At 66.2% G+C, this 19,687-nt stretch carries 15 protein-coding genes; 8 read left to right on the forward strand and 7 right to left on the reverse strand.

Annotated features, from left to right (window positions below):
• Positions 1-43 precede the first annotated feature (43 nt).
• From RUGAMON1_RS24835 to RUGAMON1_RS24850, 4 genes are read left to right on the forward strand one after another with little or no spacing between them, the layout of a single operon-like run.
• A complete protein-coding gene (locus RUGAMON1_RS24835) occupies positions 44-1,510 on the forward strand; it encodes an efflux transporter outer membrane subunit (RefSeq protein ID WP_445233031.1) in 1,467 nt (488 codons plus the stop codon).
• Positions 1,507-2,580: an HlyD family secretion protein gene (locus RUGAMON1_RS24840; protein WP_445233032.1), complete on the forward strand. Its 1,074-nt coding sequence runs from the start codon at positions 1,507-1,509 to the stop codon at positions 2,578-2,580. Before RUGAMON1_RS24835 ends, RUGAMON1_RS24840 begins: the two co-directional genes overlap by 4 nt.
• Positions 2,577-5,312: a ribosome-associated ATPase/putative transporter RbbA gene (gene rbbA / locus RUGAMON1_RS24845; protein WP_445233033.1), complete on the forward strand. Its 2,736-nt coding sequence runs from the start codon at positions 2,577-2,579 to the stop codon at positions 5,310-5,312. Before RUGAMON1_RS24840 ends, rbbA begins: the two co-directional genes overlap by 4 nt.
• Before the next feature lie 2 nt (positions 5,313-5,314).
• A complete protein-coding gene (locus RUGAMON1_RS24850; protein WP_445233034.1) occupies positions 5,315-6,454 on the forward strand; it encodes an ABC transporter permease in 1,140 nt (379 codons plus the stop codon).
• 6 nt (positions 6,455-6,460) lie between these two features.
• Here RUGAMON1_RS24850 and RUGAMON1_RS24855 read toward each other — a convergent pair whose 3' ends face one another.
• Positions 6,461-7,390, reverse strand: coding sequence for a Gfo/Idh/MocA family protein (locus RUGAMON1_RS24855; protein ID WP_445233035.1), 930 nt, complete (start codon positions 7,388-7,390; stop codon positions 6,461-6,463).
• 166 nt (positions 7,391-7,556) lie between these two features.
• Between RUGAMON1_RS24855 and RUGAMON1_RS24860 the strand changes: the two genes are divergently transcribed.
• Together RUGAMON1_RS24860 and RUGAMON1_RS24865 are read left to right on the forward strand one after the other, a co-directional pair.
• Positions 7,557-8,666 (forward strand): acyl-CoA dehydrogenase family protein, encoded by a 1,110-nt coding sequence (locus tag RUGAMON1_RS24860; protein WP_445233036.1) that lies wholly within the window; start codon positions 7,557-7,559, stop codon positions 8,664-8,666.
• 8 nt (positions 8,667-8,674) lie between these two features.
• Complete coding sequence (locus RUGAMON1_RS24865; protein ID WP_445233037.1) at positions 8,675-9,763, forward strand: serine hydrolase domain-containing protein; 1,089 nt, start codon at positions 8,675-8,677, stop codon at positions 9,761-9,763.
• Here RUGAMON1_RS24865 and RUGAMON1_RS24870 read toward each other — a convergent pair.
• The 4 genes from RUGAMON1_RS24870 to RUGAMON1_RS24885 are packed head-to-tail and all read right to left on the reverse strand — an operon-like array spanning position 9,744 to position 13,151.
• Positions 9,744-10,190, reverse strand: coding sequence for a hypothetical protein (locus RUGAMON1_RS24870; RefSeq protein ID WP_445233038.1), 447 nt, complete (start codon positions 10,188-10,190; stop codon positions 9,744-9,746). The two genes, RUGAMON1_RS24865 and RUGAMON1_RS24870, sit on opposite strands and share 20 nt — an antisense overlap.
• A gap of 20 nt (positions 10,191-10,210) precedes the next feature.
• Positions 10,211-11,512, reverse strand: coding sequence for an ATP-binding protein (locus RUGAMON1_RS24875; protein WP_445233039.1), 1,302 nt, complete (start codon positions 11,510-11,512; stop codon positions 10,211-10,213).
• On the reverse strand, positions 11,509-12,171 hold the full coding sequence (locus tag RUGAMON1_RS24880; RefSeq protein ID WP_445233040.1) for a response regulator: 663 nt from the start codon (positions 12,169-12,171) through the stop codon (positions 11,509-11,511). The genes RUGAMON1_RS24875 and RUGAMON1_RS24880 overlap by 4 nt, the downstream gene beginning before the upstream one ends.
• A gap of 11 nt (positions 12,172-12,182) precedes the next feature.
• Positions 12,183-13,151, reverse strand: coding sequence for a YncE family protein (locus RUGAMON1_RS24885; RefSeq protein ID WP_445233041.1), 969 nt, complete (start codon positions 13,149-13,151; stop codon positions 12,183-12,185).
• Positions 13,152-13,392: 241 nt separating this feature from the next.
• Here RUGAMON1_RS24885 and RUGAMON1_RS24890 point away from each other — a divergent pair, with 241 nt between their 5' ends.
• Entirely contained in the window at positions 13,393-16,581 is a 3,189-nt protein-coding gene (locus tag RUGAMON1_RS24890) for a bifunctional diguanylate cyclase/phosphodiesterase (RefSeq protein WP_445233042.1), read from the forward strand.
• A gap of 99 nt (positions 16,582-16,680) precedes the next feature.
• On the opposite strand, the gene RUGAMON1_RS24895 is transcribed toward RUGAMON1_RS24890, so the two are convergent.
• Complete coding sequence (locus RUGAMON1_RS24895) at positions 16,681-17,847, reverse strand: 4-hydroxybenzoate 3-monooxygenase (RefSeq protein WP_445233043.1); 1,167 nt, start codon at positions 17,845-17,847, stop codon at positions 16,681-16,683.
• A gap of 126 nt (positions 17,848-17,973) precedes the next feature.
• Here RUGAMON1_RS24895 and RUGAMON1_RS24900 point away from each other — a divergent pair, with 126 nt between their 5' ends.
• Entirely contained in the window at positions 17,974-18,855 is an 882-nt protein-coding gene (locus RUGAMON1_RS24900) for a helix-turn-helix domain-containing protein (protein ID WP_445233044.1), read from the forward strand.
• A gap of 13 nt (positions 18,856-18,868) precedes the next feature.
• Here RUGAMON1_RS24900 and RUGAMON1_RS24905 read toward each other — a convergent pair whose 3' ends face one another.
• The gene (locus RUGAMON1_RS24905; RefSeq protein ID WP_445233045.1) at positions 18,869-19,642 is read right to left on the reverse strand and encodes an IclR family transcriptional regulator domain-containing protein; all 774 of its coding nucleotides are present in this window, start codon (positions 19,640-19,642) and stop codon (positions 18,869-18,871) included.
• Positions 19,643-19,687: the final 45 nt, after the last annotated feature.

The raw sequence follows: 19,687 nt of genomic DNA on the forward strand, positions 1-19,687 counted from the left end.
CTTGACTGTCGGCATCACCCTGCACTTCTCAAGGAGTTTCACTATGTTCCAGCCTGTGCCGTTCGCAAGGCCGCGCACCGCCGTGACCACGGCCGCGTTCGCCGCATCGCTGCTGCTGCCAGGCTGCGGCTCGATGGCGCCGCCGTATGTCCGGCCGCCGCTGCCGGTGGCCGCTGACTATGGCGTGCCCGCCACGGCCGCCGCCGCGCTGCCCGAATGGCGCGGCTATTTTTCCGCGCCGGTGCTGCAAGCGCTGATCGTCGAAGCGCTGGCGCAGAACCGCGACCTGCGCATCGCCGCCCTGCGGGTCGAACAGGCGCGCGCGGCCTACGGCATCGAACGCGCCGCCCGCCTGCCGCTGCTGGCGGCACAGGCCAGCGGACAGCGCCAGCAAGTGCCGGCTGACCTCAGCCTGACCCGTCACGAGATGATCGCCAGCCAGTACCAGGCCGGACTCGGCGTGAGCGCCTGGGAGATCGACCTGTGGGGGCGCCTGTCCAGCCTGCGCGACGCCGCCCTGCAGGACTACCTGGCCAGCGACGCCGCGCGCCGCGCCGTCACCATGTCCCTGATCACCCATGTGGCCGAGGGCTATTTCGACGTCCGCGAAATCGACCAGCGCATCGCGCTGGCGCGGCGCACGCTGGCCACCCGGCAGGAAAGCTACCGCATCTACTCGCGCCGGGTCGCGGTGGGTTCCACTTCGCGTCTGAACCTGACGCAGGTCGAAACCCTGCTGCTGCAGGCGCAGGCGCTCACCAGCCAGCTGGAACAGGAGCGCGACCGCAAGCGCCACGCGCTGCAACTGCTGGTCGGCAGTCCCACCGCGCTGGCGCCGCTGGACGCCGAAGCCAGTAACTTGGTCGATACGCTCCCCGCGCTGGCCCCCGGCCTGCCGTCCGCCCTGCTGGAGCGGCGCGCCGACATCGTCGCCGCCGAGCACCAGCTGCAGTCCGCCAACGCCAGCATCGGCGCGGCGCGCGCCGCCTTCTTCCCGCAGGTCAGCCTGACCGCCGCGCTGGGCACGGCCAGCGCCGAGCTCAGCGGCCTGTTCGCCAGCGGCAGCCGCTCATGGACCTTCGCCCCCAACATCACGCTGCCGCTGTTCGACGGCGACCGCCGGCGCCAGAACCTGAGTCTGACCGAAGCGCGCCGCGACAGCGCCATCGCCAACTACGAGAAAACCATCCAGGGCGCCTTCCGCGACGTCGCCGACGCGCTGTCGGCGCAAGCCTGGCTGGGCCAGCAAGTGACCATCGCCGAACGCGCCTTGCAGGTGCAGCGCGAACGCGCCCGCCTGTCGCAGCTGCGTTACGACAGCGGCGCCGCCGCCTTCCTCGACGTGCTCGACGCCCAGCGCGACCTGCTCAGCGCCGAACAACAATTGATCCAGCTGCGCCGCGCCCTGCTGGGCGCCGGCATCGCCCTGTACAGCGCGCTCGGCGGCGACCCGGTCGTCGCCGCACCGCCGCTGGCCGCTTTCATCTACCTGCCCCGACCCCGCACATGACTCCTGACCTGAAACGCAAACTCGGCGCCGCCGCCGTCGCCCTGGCCCTGCTGGCCGGCGCCGCCTACGCCTGGCAAAGGCTGCATCCCGCCGGCCCCGGCCCCGAATTCATCAGCGGCAATGGCCGCATCGAAGCGACCGAAATCGACGTCGCCGCCAAGCTGCCGGGACGTCTACAGGACATCGCCGTCAACGAGGGCGACTTCGTGGCCGCCGGCCAGGTGCTGGCCCACATGCAGGCGACCTCGCTGCAAGCCCAGCGCGACGAGGCTGTGGCGCGCCAGGCGCAGGCGCAGACCGCGGTCGCCAGCGCCGACGCCATGATCGCCGTGCGCCAGAGCGACTACCAGGCCGCACAGGCACTAGTGGTGCAGCGCGAAAGCGAACTCGATGCGGCCCAGCGCCGCCTCAAACGCTCGGAAACACTGGTGCTCGAGGGCGCCTCGTCGGAACAGGAACTGGACGACGACCGCAGCCGCGTGCGCTCGATCCGCGCCGTGATCCGCGCCGCCCAGGCGCAAGCCGAAGCGGCCCGCAGCGCCATCGACGCCGCCCGCACCCAGGCCGGCGGCGCCCGCGCCTCGGTCACGGCGGCCCAGGCCACGGTCGACCGCATCGACGTCGACCTGGCCGACAGCGCGCTGACCGCGCCGCGCGCCGGCCGGGTGCAGTACCGCATCGCCCAGGCCGGCGAAGTGCTCGGCAGCGGCGGCAAGGTGCTCAACCTGGTCGACCTGGCCGACGTCTACATGACCTTCTTCGTGCCCGAACAGGCGGCCGGCAAGCTGGCGCTGGGCGCGCCGGTGCGCGTGGTGCTCGACGCCGCGCCCCAGTACGTGCTGCCGGCACGCGTGTCCTTCGTCGCCAGCACCGCGCAGTTCACGCCCAAGACCGTGGAAACGACCAGCGAACGCCAGAAACTGATGTTCCGCGTCAAGGCACAGATCGATCCGGCGCTGCTGCAAAAGCATATGAAACTGGTCAAGACCGGCTTGCCCGGCGTGGCCTGGGTGCAGCTGGACGCCAGGACGCCGTGGCCGGCCAAGCTGGAAATCAAGGTGCCGCAATGAGCGATACCGCAGCGGCCGGCGTCGCCGGTCTGCGCGGCGTGACACTGCAATACGGCGACACCTGCGCGCTGCGCGCCGTCGACCTCGACCTGCCGGCCGGCTGCATGGTAGGCCTGATCGGCCCGGACGGCGTCGGCAAATCGAGCCTGCTGTCGCTGGTGGCCGGCGCCCGCGCGGTGCAGCAAGGCGGCGTGACGGTGCTGGGCGGCGACATGCGCAGCAAGCGCCACCGCGACGCCGTCTGCCCACGCATCGCCTACATGCCGCAGGGGCTGGGCCGCAACCTGTATCCGACCTTGTCGGTGGAGGAGAACCTGCAATTTTTCGGCCGCCTGTTCGGCCACGACGCCGCCAGCCGCCGGCGCCGCATCGACGAGCTGACCGCCGGAACCGGCCTGGCGCCGTTCCTGCAACGGCCGGCCGGCAAGCTGTCCGGCGGCATGAAGCAGAAGCTGGGCCTGTGCTGCGCGCTGATCCACGACCCCGATCTGCTGATCCTGGACGAACCGACCACCGGCGTCGACCCGCTGTCGCGCGCGCAGTTCTGGGATTTGATCGCCCGCATCCGCCGCCAGCGCCCCACCATGAGCGTGGTGGTGGCCACCGCCTACATGGAGGAAGCCGACCGCTTCGACTGGCTGGTGGCGATGGACGACGGCCAGGTGCTGGCCACCGGCACGCCGCAGGACCTGCGCGCGCGCACCGCCACGACGACGCTGGAGCAAGCCTTCATCGCGTTGCTGCCGGCCGAGAAGCGCGGCGACCACCAGGCGGTGACGGTGCCGCCGTTCCAGCCGTCCCAGGGCGGCGACAGCATCGCCATCGAAGCGCAGGGCCTGACGATGGTGTTCGGCGACTTCACCGCGGTCGACCATGTGGACTTCCGCATCCGCCGCGGCGAAATCTTCGGCTTCCTCGGCTCCAACGGCTGCGGCAAGTCGACCACGATGAAAATGCTGACCGGCCTGCTGCCCGCCACCGAAGGCAGCGCCCTGCTGTTCGGCCGCGCGGTCGATGCCGGCGACATGGCGACGCGCCGCCGGGTCGGATACATGTCACAGGCGTTCTCGCTGTACGGCGAGCTGACGGTGCAACAGAACCTGGTGCTGCATGCGCGCATGTTCAGCGTGCCGGAGGCCGAGATCGCCGGGCGCGTGGCCGACATGGCGCAGCGCTTCGGCCTGGCCGGCGCGCTCGATACGCTGCCCGAACAGCTGCCGCTGGGCGTGCGCCAGCGCCTGTCGCTGGCGGTGGCCATGGTGCACAAGCCGGAACTGCTGATCCTCGACGAGCCGACCTCCGGCGTCGATCCGGTGGCGCGCGACCTGTTCTGGCGCCTGATGATCGACCTGGCCCGCAACGACCAGGTCACCATCTTCATCTCGACCCACTTCATGAACGAGGCCGAGCGCTGCGACCGCATCTCGCTGATGCACGCGGGCCGCGTGCTGGTCAGCGCCGCGCCGGCCGAGCTGCCGGCGATGCGCGGCGTCGCCACGCTGGAGCAGGCCTTCATCTCCTATCTCGAGGAAGCGGCCGGCAACCCGCCGCCGCCGGCCGAAGCGCCGCCAGCGCCGACGCTGGCCGCCGCCCCGCGCGCCAAATGGCGCCGCAGCCTGCAACGGGCCTACAGCTACACGCTGCGCGAAACGCTGGAACTGCGCCGCGATCCGGTGCGCGCCACGCTCGCGCTGCTGGGCACGGCGATCCTGATGTTCATCATCGGCTACGGCATCAATATGGACGTCGAGAACCTGTCCTACGCCGTGCTCGACCGCGACCAGAGCGGCCTCAGTCAAAACTATGCGCTCAACCTGTCCGGTTCGCGCTACTTCATCGAGCACGAACCGCTGGCCGACTACGACGACCTGGACCGCCGCATGCGCAGCGGCGAACTGGCGCTGGCGATCGAGATCCCGCCCGGCTTCGGCCGCGACCTGCAACGCGGCGCCCCGGTGACGGTGGGCGCCTGGGTCGACGGCGCCATGCCGATGCGGGCCGAGACCACGCGCGGCTACGTCCAGGCGATGCACATGGGCTGGCTGGCCGACCTGGCGCAGCACCGGCTGGGCATGAAGCTGGCCGGCGCCGGCACGCTGGAGACGCGCTACCGCTACAACCCCGACGTCAAGAGCCTGCCGGCCATGATCCCGGCCGTGATCCCGATGCTGCTGATGATGATACCGGCGATGCTCAGCGCGCTGTCGGTGGTGCGCGAGAAGGAACTGGGCTCCATCCTCAACCTGTACGTGACGCCGGTGACGCGGCTGGAATTCTTGCTCGGAAAACAGGTGCCCTATGTCGCGCTGGGCATGCTGAACTTCGCGCTGCTGACCGTGCTGGCGGCCACCGTGTTCGGCGTGCCCGTCAAAGGCAGCCTGCCGACGCTGACCTTGGCCGCGCTGGTCTACGTGATCTGCGCCACCGGCCTGGGCCTGCTGGTGTCGACCTTCACCCGCAGCCAGATCGCCGCGCTGTTCGTGACCATGATAGGCACCATCATCCCCTGCGTGCAGTTTGCCGGCCTGCTCAATCCGGTGTCCGGCCTGAGCGGCATCGGCGCGCTGATCGGCCGCATCTACCCGGCCACGCATTTCCTGACCATCAGCCGGGGCGTGTTCAACAAGGCTCTCGGCCTGGGCGAGCTGGGCGGCTCGTTGTGGCCGCTGCTGCTGGCGGTGCCGGTGATACTCACCTTGTCCGCGCTGCTGCTGGACAAACAGGAGCGATGAGCATGCGTATCCCCCTGAGCACGCGCGCGGCGCACATCTACCGCCTCGGCATCAAGGAGCTGTGGAGCCTGCTTCGCGACCCGGCCATGCTGGTGTTGATCGTCTACACCTTCTCGCTGTCGATCTACGTGGCGGCCACGGCGATGCCGGAAAGCCTGCACAACGCCGCCATCGCCATCGTCGACCTGGACGGCTCGCCCTTGTCGGCCAGGATCGCCGCCGGCTTCTATCCGCCGCACTTCCGCACGCCGTCGCTGGTGAGCGCCGGCCAGGCCGACGCCGGCCTGGACAGCGGCAACTACACCTTCGTGCTGGCCATTCCGCCCGACTACCAGCGCGACACGCTGGCCGGCCGCGCGCCGGCGATCCAGCTCAACATCGACGCCACGCGCATGAGCCAGGCCTTCACCGGCAACGGCTACATCCAGCAGATCGTCGGCGCCGAGGTAGGCGATTTCCTGCGTCGCCAACAGGCCGCCGCCGAGCCGCCGGTCGGCCTGGACCTGCGCATGCGCTTCAATCCCAACCTGGAACAGTCGTGGTTTGGCTCGCTGATGGAGATCATCAACAATGTCACCATGCTGTCCATCATCCTGACCGGCGCCGCGTTGATACGCGAGCGAGAACACGGCACCATCGAACACCTGCTGGTGATGCCGGTGACGCCGATGGAGATCATGCTGGCCAAGGTGTGGTCGATGGGGACGGTGGTGGTGCTGGCGGCTTTGGCGTCGCTGGTGTTCATCGTGCAGGGCGCGCTGCACGTGCCGATCACCGGTTCGATTGCGCTGTTCGTGCTGGTGACGGCGCTGCACCTGTTCGCCACCACGTCGATGGGGATCTTCCTGGCCACGCTGGCGCGCAGCATGCCGCAATTCGGCATGTTGCTGGTACTGGTGCTGCTGCCGCTGCAAATGCTGTCGGGCGGCTCGACACCGCGCGAGAGCATGCCGGCGCTGGTGCAGGACATCATGCTGGCCGCGCCGACCACGCATTTCGTGGCGGCCGCCCAGGCCATCCTGTACCGGGGCGCCGGCATCAGCGTGATCTGGCCGCAGATGCTGGCGTTGGCCGCCATCGGCGCGGCGCTGTTTGCGCTGTCGCTGAGGCGCTTCCGCAAGACCATCGGGCAGATGGCCTGAGCGGCGTCAGTCGTGGAAGGCGTCGACCAGCTTGCGTTGGCCGAGCATGAAGGCGTCGGCCACATGGCGCAGCGGCGCCACGTCGACGTCGGCGCGGCCTTCCTTGACCAGGCCGGCGAAACGCCGGTACAGCGACGGATATTCGGCTTCCTTGGCCAGCGGCTGTTCGACGCCGTGCACCCACAGCCGTGCGCCGCCGTCGCTCAGTTTCAGCTCGCCATCCGCGGTCTGGACCACGATGTCCCAGCTTTGCTTGCCGGTCTGGCGCCAGTCGAAGACGGCATGTACCGGCACCCCGTTGCCGTCCTGGAAATGCAGCTCGGCGGCAATGGGAGCGTCGCGGTTTTCGGGGAATTCCAGCGTGGCGCGGTTCAGGAAGATCAGCGACGGCAGGATTTCAGTGACGATGGACAGCGCATTGATACCCGGGTCAAACACCCCCAGGCCGCCGGCCTGCCAGATCCATTCCTGGTTCGGGTGCCATTGGCGCACGTCTTCCTTCCAGGTGACCTGCATGCCGGTCGGCGCGTGGGCGGCCAGGTAGGCCTTGGCCGGCTGCACCGCCGGCGCGTAGCGCGAATGCCAGCTGGTGAACAGGGTCAGGCCCCTGGCGGCGGCCAGCGCCTCCAAGTCGGCCACTTCGGACAGGGTCGCACCCGGCGGCTTTTCCAGGAACACGTGTTTGCCGGCGGCCAGCGCCACGCGGGCAGCCTGGTAGCGGTACTGCGGCGGCATGCAGAGCGACACGGCGTCGATCTCCGGCACGGCGGCCAGCATCTCCTCGATGGACTTGAAACCGGGCAGGCCGTCGACGGTGTTGTGCCGGCTGGCCGAGGCCACCAGCTGGAAATCGGCGTTTGCCGCGATGGCGGGCAAGTGTTGGTCGTGGACGATCTTTCCGACGCCTACGATCGCGAGTTTAATTGCTGACATCATCTGTCTTTCATAAAGTGGGAGCATGTGCGCCACCATGCTACGACGAACGATGCCAGCTTAACCAATCATTTTTATCGCTGCAAACATACCGAAATGGCATGGGAGTTTCGGAAACTGGCCCAATAATGCGAAAATGCTCGGCATTGCTACCGTCCAAAGATTCCGCATGCCCCTGCCCGCCGTCTCCCCCCTCCTCCCGCGTGACGCCCGCCGTATCGAACGCTATGCGGCAATGGCCGATACCGCCCGTTTCCTGCACCCGGTCCAGCAAGCCTTGCTGCACCGGCGCGGCTGGCTCAGGATGCTGGCGCCGCGCACCAGCGGCGGCGCCGAACTGCCTTTGCCGCAAGTGGTGCGCCTGGAGGAAGCGGTTGCCGCCGTCGACGGCAGCATGGGCTGGGTGCTCACGCTGTGCGCAGGCGCGGGATGGTTCGCCGGTTTCCTGCCGCCGGCGCTGGCGCGCGACATCATCGGCAGCAAGCGCGTTTGCCTGGGCGGCAGCGGCGCGCCAACCGGCTACGCCGACCAGGATGGCGATGGGGAAGCCGCAGGGTTCCGCATCACCGGCCGCTGGGATTACGCCAGCGGAGCGCCGATGGCCACCCACTTCACCTTGAACGCGGTCCTGCGCGCCGGCGGCCAGCCGCTGCTGGACGAACAAGGCGCGCCGCGCATCCGTGCCTTCCTGGTGCCGGCGGAGCAAGTGCAGATAGTGCCGTCCTGGGGCAGCATCGGCATGCGCGCCAGCGCCTCCCACAGCTACCGCATCGACGGCGCATGGGTGAGCAAGGACCACGGCTTCACGATCAGCCCCGCTACCGCAACGGCTGATGGTCCGCTGTATCGCTTTCCGTTTTATTCTCTGGCCTTTGTCACGCTGGCGGCCAACGTGGCGGGCATGGCCAGCCATTTCATGCACTTGGCTCGGCCTTGCATGAGCCGCCGCCGGCACGCCCTCAAGAATCTGCCGCTGCTGGAGGTCCCTGAAGTCGCCGCGCTGTTGCGCGACAAGGAGCAGGCCCACGCCACCGCCCGTGCGCGCTTCTACGATGTGCTGGATCGCAGCTGGGCGCTGGTGGAAAGCGGCAAGCCGCTCACCGCCGACGATATGGAGGCGGTGCAGGCCAGCTCTCTGGCATTGGTGGGCGCCTCGCGCGCGGCGGTCGATGAGTTGTATCCTTATTGCGGCCTGTACGCAGCGCACGAAGACAGCACCATCAACCGGGTCTGGCGCGACTTCCACACCGCCAGCCAGCACTCGCTGCTGCTGCCATAAGCCACGCCATGAAATCGCCCTCGTCGAGCATCGGACTTGCCTTGCTGTTGATGGCCTTGTGCGCCAGGGCTGGCGGTGCCACGCCGGGCGCGCACTGGACCGACATGCCGGAGCCAAGCGCGGCATGCCGCGCCGGCCTCGCCGAGGCACAGGATTATTTGAAAACACTGCCCAGCACCTCGATGATGGCGGTGCGCGACGGCCAGGTGTTCGCCAGCTACGGCCCGCTGGACCAGGCCAACCAGGTCTATTCGATACGCAAAAGCGTGCTGGCCATGATGTACGGCCCCTATGTCGCCGACGGCACGATCTCGTTGAGCCGCAGCCTGGCATCGCTGGACATCGACGATGTCGGCGGCCTGCTGCCGCTGGAACGCACTGCCACGGTGGGCGACCTGCTGGCGGCGCGTTCCGGCGTCTATCACGCGGCATCCAACCCCGGTGACGATGCCGATGCCGCGCCGCCGCGCGGTTCCCAGACGCCGGGCGCCTACTTCTTGTACAACAACTGGGACTTCAACGCCGCCGGCACCGTGTTCGAGCAACTGACGCAGCGTGACATCTACCAAAGCTTCGAAGACCAGCTGGCGAAACCGCTGCAAATGGAGGACTTCCGGCTGTCGCAGCAGCACCGCAACGGCGATCCGGCCCGCTCGCGCCATCTGGCCTATCACTTCCACCTGTCGACCCGCGACATGGCCCGCCTCGGCCAGCTGATGCTGCAACAGGGAAGCTGGAACGGCCGGCAGCTGCTGCCTGCCGACTGGGTCAGCCGCATCACCAAACCGGTAACGCCGGCGGCCAACATGCATCCGCCCTCCACCGCGCGGCGCCGGCTGGACTACGGACTTCTGTGGTGGATACCGGCACTACCGGCGGGATCACCGCTGGAGGGCGCCTATATGGCTTGGGGCTACTACGGCCAGTACATCCTGGTCGTCCCACGGCAGCATATGGTGATCAGCCATCAGCGCGTGGTCGACGCAGCGCAGGCGAAAACGGCGCGCAAGGTGAGTCCGGCCGAGTTCCTGCGGCTGGCCGAGCTGCTGGCACGGGCGCCCTGCTCGCCCGCCTTCGTCAAACCACCATCAAAATAACCGGCAGCAGCATGCCGGCGGCCAGCGTCAGGCCGACCGGGAGACGGATCCGCGGATTGCTGAAAGCGATGTATAGCCCTGCCAGCGACGACGCACATAAGCCTATCGCCAAGGCCACCACGAACAATTTCAGCGGCAGGCTGGAATGCTCTTCGGGCTGTTCCACTTCTGGTTTCGGTTTGGCGGTTTCTGCTGGTGTTGCGTTCACCAACTTGCTGGCCTGTGGCTTCGGCGCCGGCGCTTCGTAGAGCTCCTGATCCTGATGCAGCGACGCCATCGCCGCTATCCATGGATAAGTCGGCGGATCGCCACGGTGCGCGCCCTTATGCAAATTGAAGGTCTGCAGTGCACCCGAAAAAGCGAAGAACACTATGGCCGGCGTGAAGAACACGCCGAGGTAGCGATGCAGTTGTCGTATCGAAGGCATTTCACTGTCCTTATTAAAAATTAAACCACTGGTAAATAAACACTTACCACCAATCCTACCCCGCCATTGCTGGACAATTCGATTTCGGCGCCATGCCCATCGACGACGTTCCTGACGATGGACAGTCCCAGGCCGCAGCCCCAGACGGCGTTGCCATCGGGGCGATAGAAGCGGTCGAACAGTCGCCCGCGTTCCGCCTCCGGCACGCCGGGACCGTTGTCGGCCACCCGCAAACACGCCAGCCCGCGCTCCATGCCGGCCGTGACATCAACCTGCCCGCCTGGCTGCGTGTAGCGCACCGCGTTGTCGACCAGGTTGCTGAGCATGACCGACAGGCCTTCGGGATGAACCGGCACCCACAACGGTTCGCCGCTGCCCGCCACACCCAGATCTATCCCCCGATTCTCGGCGAGGATGCTGTGATCGGCGACCACCTGCCGGGCCAGCGCCAGGACATCGGTCGGCACCGGCGTTGGCAGCGCCTGATGCTGTTCGTGGCGGGCCAATGTCAGCAACTGGTGAACCAGATGGGTGGACCGGTCCAGCCGTTCATGCAAGCGATGAAAGGCGACGTTGCGCTGCTCATCGCTGCCGGCCCGCTCGGCCAGTTGCAGCTGCAATTTGAGCGCGGTGAGCGGCGAACGCAATTCGTGCGCGGCGTCGGCGATGAAGCTGCGCTGCGCCGCCATCGCGCTGTCTATCTTTTCCAGCAAACCATTCAGCGCGACCACAATGGGCAGCAGTTCGGGCGGCATGCCCCTGGTCTCCAGCGGCTGCAACACGCCCGGCGAGCGGCCACGCACGGCCTGCGCCACCTGCTCCAGCGGCCGCAACGCCATCCCCACCACGATCCAGATCAAAGCCGCCAGCGCCGGCAGCAGCACCAGCAAAGGCGGCACGATACGCAACGCCATTTTGGCGGCAATACGCTCCCTCACCGAGAACGGCTGGGCGATCTGCATGAAGTAGTCCGACCGCGATTCGTTGTACACGCGCCAGCGCTCGCCCTGATGGGTGATGGTGCCGAAGCCCGTCAGCGACTGGCGCGGCAAGGCCTGCGACGGTTCCGACACATACGCGGGCCGGCCCGCCCGGTCCCACACCTGGATCAGCACCGCATCGTCCTGGTCGTCGTCGCCGGGCAGCTGCACGCCATCACCCAGATGCGGCGGCAAGGCCCACGCCACTTGGCGCAAGCGCAGGTCGGACTGTTCGTCAGCCTCGTGATCGGCGCGCTGATAGACCATCAGGCCGGCGACCAGTGTGAAACAGAGCGTGCCAAACATCAGCCCCGCCAGCAGGCGCGCGCGGATCGACTTCATGTGATGCTGGCCAATTTATAGCCGACACCGCGCACGTTCTTGATAAATTCGCTGCCCAGCTTCTTGCGCAGATGGTGGATGTAGACGTCGATGGTATTGCTCTCGATCTCCTCGCCCCAGCCGTAGATTTTTTCCTCCAGCTGGGCTTTGGAAACCACGCTGCCCGGCACATCCAGCAAGGCGCGCAGCAAGGCGAACTCGCGGGAGGACAGGTGTAGCGCCACACCATTGAAAGTGGCTTCATGCGCGGCCAGGTCGACACTCAACGCGCCGTGCGTGACCAGCGAATGAAGATGGCCGCCGCGCCGGCGCAACACGGCGCGGATGCGGGCCAGCAGTTCGTCCAGGTCGAAGGGCTTGACCAGGTAGTCGTCGGCGCCGGCGTCCAGGCCCTCAACGCGGGAAGCCGTGGCATCGCGCGCGGTGACGATCAACACCGGCGTCTGGCCGCCCTGCGCGCGCAGGCGCCGCAGCACGTCCATGCCCTGCCGCTGCGGCAAGCCCAGGTCCAGCACCAGCAAGTCGTAGATATCCTGGCGCATCGACAGCTCGGCCGCCACGCCGTCGCGTACCCAGTCGACCGCATAGCGTTCGCCGCGCAGCGCTTCAAGCATGCTCTCGCCGATCATCGGATCGTCTTCTACCAATAGCAGGCGCATAATCTGTACGCTCAGGGTGTGGCCACGATGACCGTGAAGTGCTTGTCCACCACGGTCGGCAGATACAGGCTGCCGCTTTCATGGTCCATGGCCATGGTGCGTGCGCCCTTCTCGGTGCGCAGCGTCACCGCCTTGGCATAGTGATCGGCGTCGTCCTGGTGGATGACGCTGAGCGTGCCGTCGCCGTTGGAGGAAAACACCGTGGCGCTGGCGGCGTCGAACACCACCGCGTCGGAATTCTGGCCGATGGCGGCGCGCGTCACGGCCTTGCCGTTGCTGGTATCGGTGATGGCCAGCACGCCGTTCTGGCAGGCCGAGAACAGGCGATGGTGTGCGGCGTCGAGCGCCAGCCCGGTCGGCTCCTCGCAGCCGTTCAAAGTCCAGCGCGCGACCTGGCGATCGCCAGCGATGTCGATCACCGCGATCTCGCCCTTGTCCTCGATATTGACGTAGATGCGCTTGCCGTCGGTGACCGCGAATTCCGGCTTGCCGCCGACGGCGATGGTCGCCTTCAGCACCATCGTGGCGGCGTCGAACACCGAGACGTTGTTGGTTTTTCCGTTGAAGGCGTAAAGCTTGCCGCTACCTTCGTCAAACAGGAGGGCGTCAGGGTTGGCGCCCGACACTTTCACTTCCTGGCGGGTTTGCAGCGTCGTCAGGTCGAAGACGACGATGCTGTTGCCGCCGCCGCTGCTGGCAAAGCCCAGGTTGAGCTTCTGCGCCAACACCACACCATGTGCACTCTGCAGGCCGTCGATCTGGCCGGTCACCTTGCCCGATGGCAGATCGAGCACCTGCACCCGATCGCCGCGCGTCATGAACAGGCGATGGCGCACCGGATCCACCTCGAGATAGTCCCAGCGCCCTGCCTGGTCCAGCGTCCAGGTCTGCCGCACCGCGTAGTCTGCGGCCTGGGCCGCAGTCAGGGGAACGGTCAGCAGGCTAATGGACAACAGCAAGGTCGATATCGTTATTTTCATCGCTTTGTGTGCAAGTGAATGGGAAGTGAAGTGTATGCGGGCCTTCATTAAGTGGTCATTAACGTCGCGCCGCCCGCCACGGATAATAGCGACCTGGGTTCGGACGCACCACAGCGCTACGCGGCGATACCACAGAATTCAACTAGCAATTTGATCTACATCATTCAAATAGCCTGCGGACAACACCATAATATCCGAATTACGTCTGTTTCCCGCTAGAGAACACGTTCCGCTGACTTCCATGCACCGCGTCAATACCGTACGGAATATCTTGCTGTTCATCGTCGCAGCCCTGGTCCTGCCGGCGTTTCTGATCAGCCTTGCGTGGTCGCTCCAGGCGTTCGACGCCAGCCGCGCGCAAAGCGACGGCGATACACTGCACACCACACGCGAGTTGTTGCTGAATATAGACAACCAATTCAAGTCAATCGGCGCCATCGCCGGCACCCTGGCAACCTCGCCCGCACTACGGAACGGCGACCTGGTGACTTTTCACCGCCAGGGCGCAGCGGCCACCCGCTACACTACAGCCACCAATTTCGTACTGACGGACCTGCATGGGCAGCAACTAGTCAACACCCTGCGGCCACTCGGCACTGCGCTGCCCCCGCATGGCAATCCGGCGTTGCTGGAACGCGTCGCCGCGAGTGGCAGCTTGCAGATATCCGATCTCTATATCGGCCCCGACACCGGGGCGGCGGTGATGAGTATCTGCCTGCCGGTGCTGATCGACGGCAAACTGACCTACTTTCTCGACGTCGGCCTGGCCGCCAGCGAGTTCGCGACGCTGCTCGCCAGCCACAAGCTGCCGCCCGAATGGCTGGTAGCCATTATCGACCGCAGCGGCACCATTGTGGCGCGCAGCCACCTGGCGGCGCAATATGTCGGCCGCAGGGCGCGGGTGGACGGCCAGCAGCTACCTGCGAACGAACAGACGACTCATGCGCGAACCGTCTCGCTGGAAGGCATTCCCGTTTATAACGCCTTTGCACGCTCGGCGGACAGCGGATGGGCGGTCAGCGTAGACATACCCAGCGCTGCCGCGGACCAGCAACTGTGGCGCGCATTGGCATTCAATCTGGCCGCCAGCGCGCTGCTGCTGGCGGTCGGCATCGCCCTGGCCAGGCACGCCAGCAAGCTCGTCCAACAGGCCATGGCGCAACTGGTGGAGCTCTCGACTGCGCTCGGCTGCGGCGCGCAGCTGCCGCCCCATCGCATCAGACTGCGCGAAGCCGAGCAGGTCGCCGCCGCGCTGGATGAGGCGGCAGCACGCCAGCGGCGCAGCGATGACAAGCGGATCGAGGCCGAGACCAAGATTCGCCAAATCAACATCGAACTTGAGCAACGGGTGCAAGACCGCACCGACGATTTGCGGCAGTCGCGCCATCTCCTCGCCTCCATGCTCGACCATATGCCGGCCATCATCATGGTCAAGCATGCCGCCAGTCTGCGCTATGACGTCTTCAACCGCGCCGGCGAGCAGATATTCGGCAAGCCCGCCAGCGCAGTCATCGGCCAGACCGACATCGACCTGTACCCCGGCGCCGAAGGCGAAGCAAGAATGCAGTCCGACCGCCAGGTCATCGCTTCGCGCCAGATCCTGGACATCGCGCAGGAAGCCGTGCAGGACGCCAGCGGGCAAACACGCTATCTGCACACCAAGAAATTGGTTTTGCTCGACAGCGCAGGCCACCCGACTCATCTGTTGAGCATCTCGCTGGACATCACCGACAGCCTGTACGCGGCCGAACAGCTGCACATCGCCGCGGTCGCCTTCGAGTCGCAGGAGCCGATGATGATCACCGACGCCCAATCGACCATCCTGCGCATCAACTCCGCCTTCACCGCCAGCACCGGCTACAGCGAGAATGAAATCCTGGGCCGCACGCCGCGGGTGCTCAAGTCCGGGCGGCATGACGCGGCATTCTATGCCGACATGTGGGACAGCATACTCCACAGCGGTTCCTGGCAGGGCGAATGCTGGGACCGCCGCAAGAACGGCGAAATCTATCCGACCTGGACCATCATCAGCGCCATCCGCGATGCTCACGGCAGCATCCGCCACTTTGTCTGCACCCAAAGCGACATCAGCGCCCGCAAGCAGGCGGAGGAGGAAATCCGCCAGCTCGCCTTCTACGATCCGCTGACCAAGCTGCCCAACCGCCGCCTGCTGTTCGACCGCCTGCGCCACGCCATCGACAGTTCCGCCCGCAGCAAGCTGGTCGGCGCGCTGATGTTCATCGACCTCGACAATTTCAAGCAGCTCAACGATACGCTGGGTCATGACCAGGGCGACTTGCTGTTGCGCCAGGTGGCGCAGCGGCTGCCAGCCTGCGTGCGCAGCGCCGATACCGTCGCCCGGCTCGGCGGCGACGAATTTGTCATCATGCTCGAGGGTTTGAGCGACAGTCTGGACGAGGCGGCGCGCAAGGTGCAGGCCATCGGCGATGGTCTGCTGGCCGAGCTGAACCGGCCCTACCAGCTGGGCGAACGTCCCTATCACTGCACGCCCAGTATCGGCGTGACGCTGATCTCCGATCACCAACTGACGATCGAGGAAGCGCTCCAGCAGGCCGATCTGGCGATGTACCAGGCCAAGGCGGGCGGCCGCAATACACTGCGTTTCTTTGAACCGCAGATGCAGCAAGCGGCCAACGCCCGCGCCGAGATGGAACACGACCTGCAACAGGCCTTGCAGCGCGGAGAATTCGAGCTGTACTACCAGGCCCAGGTCGACACGACGGGGCGTATCGTCGGCGCCGAAGCCCTGCTGCGCTGGCACCATCCACGCCACGGGCTGGTGCTGCCCGACCAGTTCATCGCGCTGGCCGAAAGCACCGGCATCATCCAGCCGTTGGGGCAATGGGTGATGCAGGCCGCCTGCGACCAGTTGGCGGTCTGGGCGAAGGAAGCGCCCATGCAAGGCCTGACCCTGGCCGTCAATGTCAGTCCGCGGCAGTTTCGCCAGCCCGACTTTGTGGCCCAGGTCGACGCCGCGCTGTCCCGCAGCGGCGCCGACCCGCGCCGCTTGAAATTGGAATTGACCGAGAACCTGTTGCTGGACGACTTTGCCAGCGTGATTGAAAAGATGAGCACCCTCAAGCGCAGCGGCGTCGGCTTCGCCCTGGACGACTTCGGCATCGGCTATTCCTCGCTGTCCTACCTCAAGCGCCTGCCGCTGGACCAGTTGAAGATCGACCGCAGCTTTGCGCGCGACGTGCTGGTCGATACCAACGACGCCGCCATCGCCTGCGTCATCGCGGTGCTGGGCCACACTCTGGGACTGACCATCATTGCCGAGGGCGTGGAGACCGACGAACAGCATTCCTTCCTGGCGGCCAATTATTGCAACCTGTTCCAGGGGTACCTGTTCAGCAAGGCGGTCCCCGAAGCGGCGTACAGGGCCCTGGTCGCTGCAGGCAGCCTTTGATTTCGAACATATCCAGCCCGCTACAACCCGGCGACCAGGCGGGCGGCCGCTTTTCTGCTGAACCTCTTCTGACGCTACGGGCGGCTCGGCTATTCGCGCTCAGAATGCCCCGACGTAATTCTCCGCCAGCGCCGTCGCCATGGCGCGCGAGCTGACCACGCATTCCAGTTCGGCGCGCTGCACCTCGCGCTGGAAAGGCGTGGCGTCGGCAAAGGTGTGCAACAGGCTGGTCATCCACCACGAGAAGTATTCGGCCCGCCAGACGCGCTTCAGCGCCGCATCCGTGTACCCGTGCAGCCGCTCCTCGCTGCCCTGGCGGTAGAACTGCTCCAGCCCCTGCGCCAGCAGCGCCACGTCCGACACGGCCAGGTTCATGCCCTTGGCGCCGGTGGGCGGCACGATGTGCGCGGCGTCGCCGGCCAGGAACAGGCGGCCCGACTGCATCGGCGTCGAAACGAAACTGCGCATGCCGATGATATTTTTCTGGAAGATGCGGCCTTCGTTGACGCGCCAGCCATCGTTGTTCTCCAGACGGGCGTGCAGCTCGGCCCAGATGCGGTCGTCCGACCAGTTGTCGACATGGTCGGCCGGATCGCACTGGAAGTACAGGCGCTGCACGGTCGGCGTGCGCGTGCTGACCAATGCGAAGCCGCGCTCATGGCGCGCATAAATCAGCTCTTCCGACGATGGCGCCGACTCCACCAGCACGCCGAACCATCCGAAGCCGTAATCGCGCTTGAAGTCCTGCCGCCCTTGGCCCGGCATCGCCGGCCGCGTGACGCCGTGGTAGCCGTCGCAACCGATCACGAAATCAGCCTCGATGCGCGCCGCTTCGCCGCAATGAATGAAGCCGACCGAAGGCGCGGCGGTGTCGACGCCATGCAGCTCGACGCCGCTGACTTCGAACAGCAACTGTCCCTGCGCCGCCAGCCGCGCCGCCACCAGATCCTTGATCACTTCATGCTGCGGGTAGACGGTGATTGCCTTGCCCGTCAATTCGGTGAGGTCGATCCGGTGGCGCTGGCCGCCGAACGCCAGTTCTATACCGTGGTGCAGTGCGCCCTCGGCTTGCATGCGGGCGCCGACGCCGGCGTTGTTGAGAATGTCCATGGTGCCTTGTTCCAGCACGCCGGCGCGGATAGTGGCCTCGATCTCGGCCTGGCTGCGCGATTCCAGCACGATCGATTCGATGCCGTTCAAATGCAGCAGATGGGATAGCAGCAGGCCCGCTGGGCCGGCGCCGATGATGGCTACCTGGGTACGCATGATGTCTCCGTTATGGTGTTAGTGTGCTGCCATCGTAGCGCCGGCCCGTTGCAAAAAAAATGGATGAAACTTCTTAAAACTTGTACTATTTCGACACTCCATTCTTTTAAACGGCACGCCCTCTCCATGCCCCGCACCGTCCGACCAGCACTACCCGACGTCCCGCAGTTTGGCCTGTACGGCGAGCAAACACGGGGAGAAAACGCCGAATTCGTGCATATCGAGTTGATAGAGACCCGCAGCCGGGTGCACCACTGGCATATCGAAAAGCACACACATGCCGGACTGTTTCAGGTACTTTTCCTCTACGGTGGAGAGGTCCGCGCCAGTGTCGACGGCGCCGTCTGGGAATGCAGTGCGCCGACCGTCATCACACTCCATCCATCGGTGGTGCATGGCTTCGACTTCTCGGCCGAGGCGCACGGCTATGTGCTGACGGTGGACCAGAACGTGATGTATGCGGGCCACGGCGATTTGTATTCCTCGCTGTTTGTGGAACCCTTGGCGATCGACCTGGCCGGCCAGCCGGAACTGCGCGCACGACTGGAATCGCTGCTGAAAAACCTGCTCACGGAGGCGGCCTGGCCGCAGTACGGCCATACGCTGATGTTGGAGTGGCTGGCGCGCAGCGCCTTGTTGCTGCTGGTGCGGCTGCATGCGGAACGCCGCCTGGCCGACCAGTCGGGCCGCAGCGATTTCGAGCTGTTCAGCCGCTTTCGCGCCGAAGTGGAACGGCGCTACAAGGAGCAATGGCAGGTCGGCCAGTATGCCGAAGCGCTACGCGCCACGCCGACGCGACTCAACCGCCTGTGTCTCAAGCTCTCCGGCAAATCCGCGTTCGACATCACCCAGGACCGGCTGATGCTGGAAGCCTGCCGCAAACTGACCTATCTGCCTGCCAGCGTCGCCAGCATCGCCTACGAACTGGGATTCCAGGATCCGGCCTACTTCAGCCGCCTGTTCAAGAAGCGCATGGGCCTGACGCCGAAGGCGTTCCGGGGCGACTAGAACGCCGGCCGGCCTACAGCAAGGCGTTCAGCTCGACCTGGATCTTGATCAGCGCCGGCAGGCAGCGCTCCACCATCTGCTCACGTGGCATGCGGCCGGCATGGACGCTGATGTTCATCGCCGCCACCACCTCGCCTCGGAAATTCTTCAACGGCACGGCGATGGTGCGCAAGCCCAGTTCCAGCTCCTGGTCCACCAGCGCATAGCCTTGCGCGCGGGCGCGGGCGATCTCCAGCGCCAGGCGCTCCTTGCCGACGATGGTGTGTTCGGTGATGCGCTCCGGCTGGGCGCGTTCCAGGAAAGCGTCGATCTGCTGCTGCGGCAGGTGCGCCAACAGCACGCGGCCATTGGCGGTGCAATAAGCCGGCACGCGGGTGCCCGGCTGCAGCGTGACCGATACCAGTTGGCCGGCGCTGACTGCCGCCACACACACCAGCTGATCGTGATCGAGCACGCCCACCGACGCCGCCTCGCCCAGCGCATAGGCCAGCCGGTACAACAAGGGCTGGACGATGCGCGGCAGGCGTGCCGAATGCAGGTAGGACTGGCCGAGCCGCAGCACCATGGGCGTCAGTGCGAACAGCTTGTTCTCATGCCGCATATAGCCCAGGTGCGTGAGCGTGATCAGGTAGCGGCGCGCAGCCGCCCGCGTCAGGCCGGTGCGCTCGGCCACTTCGGCGATGCTCAGGCGGCTGCGCTCCTGGTCGAAGGCGGCGATCACCAGCAGGCCTTTTTCCAGGCCTGCCACCAGGTCGCGCTGGGCTGGGACGTCGTCTTCAGCAGTCATAACGTAGAAATTGATTGATTTGTGCGAGTATCGCACAAAATGTGC

Origin of the sequence: Duganella rhizosphaerae (genome assembly GCF_040364205.1) — a bacterium.
GTDB lineage: Bacteria > Pseudomonadota > Gammaproteobacteria > Burkholderiales > Burkholderiaceae_D > Rugamonas > Rugamonas rhizosphaerae.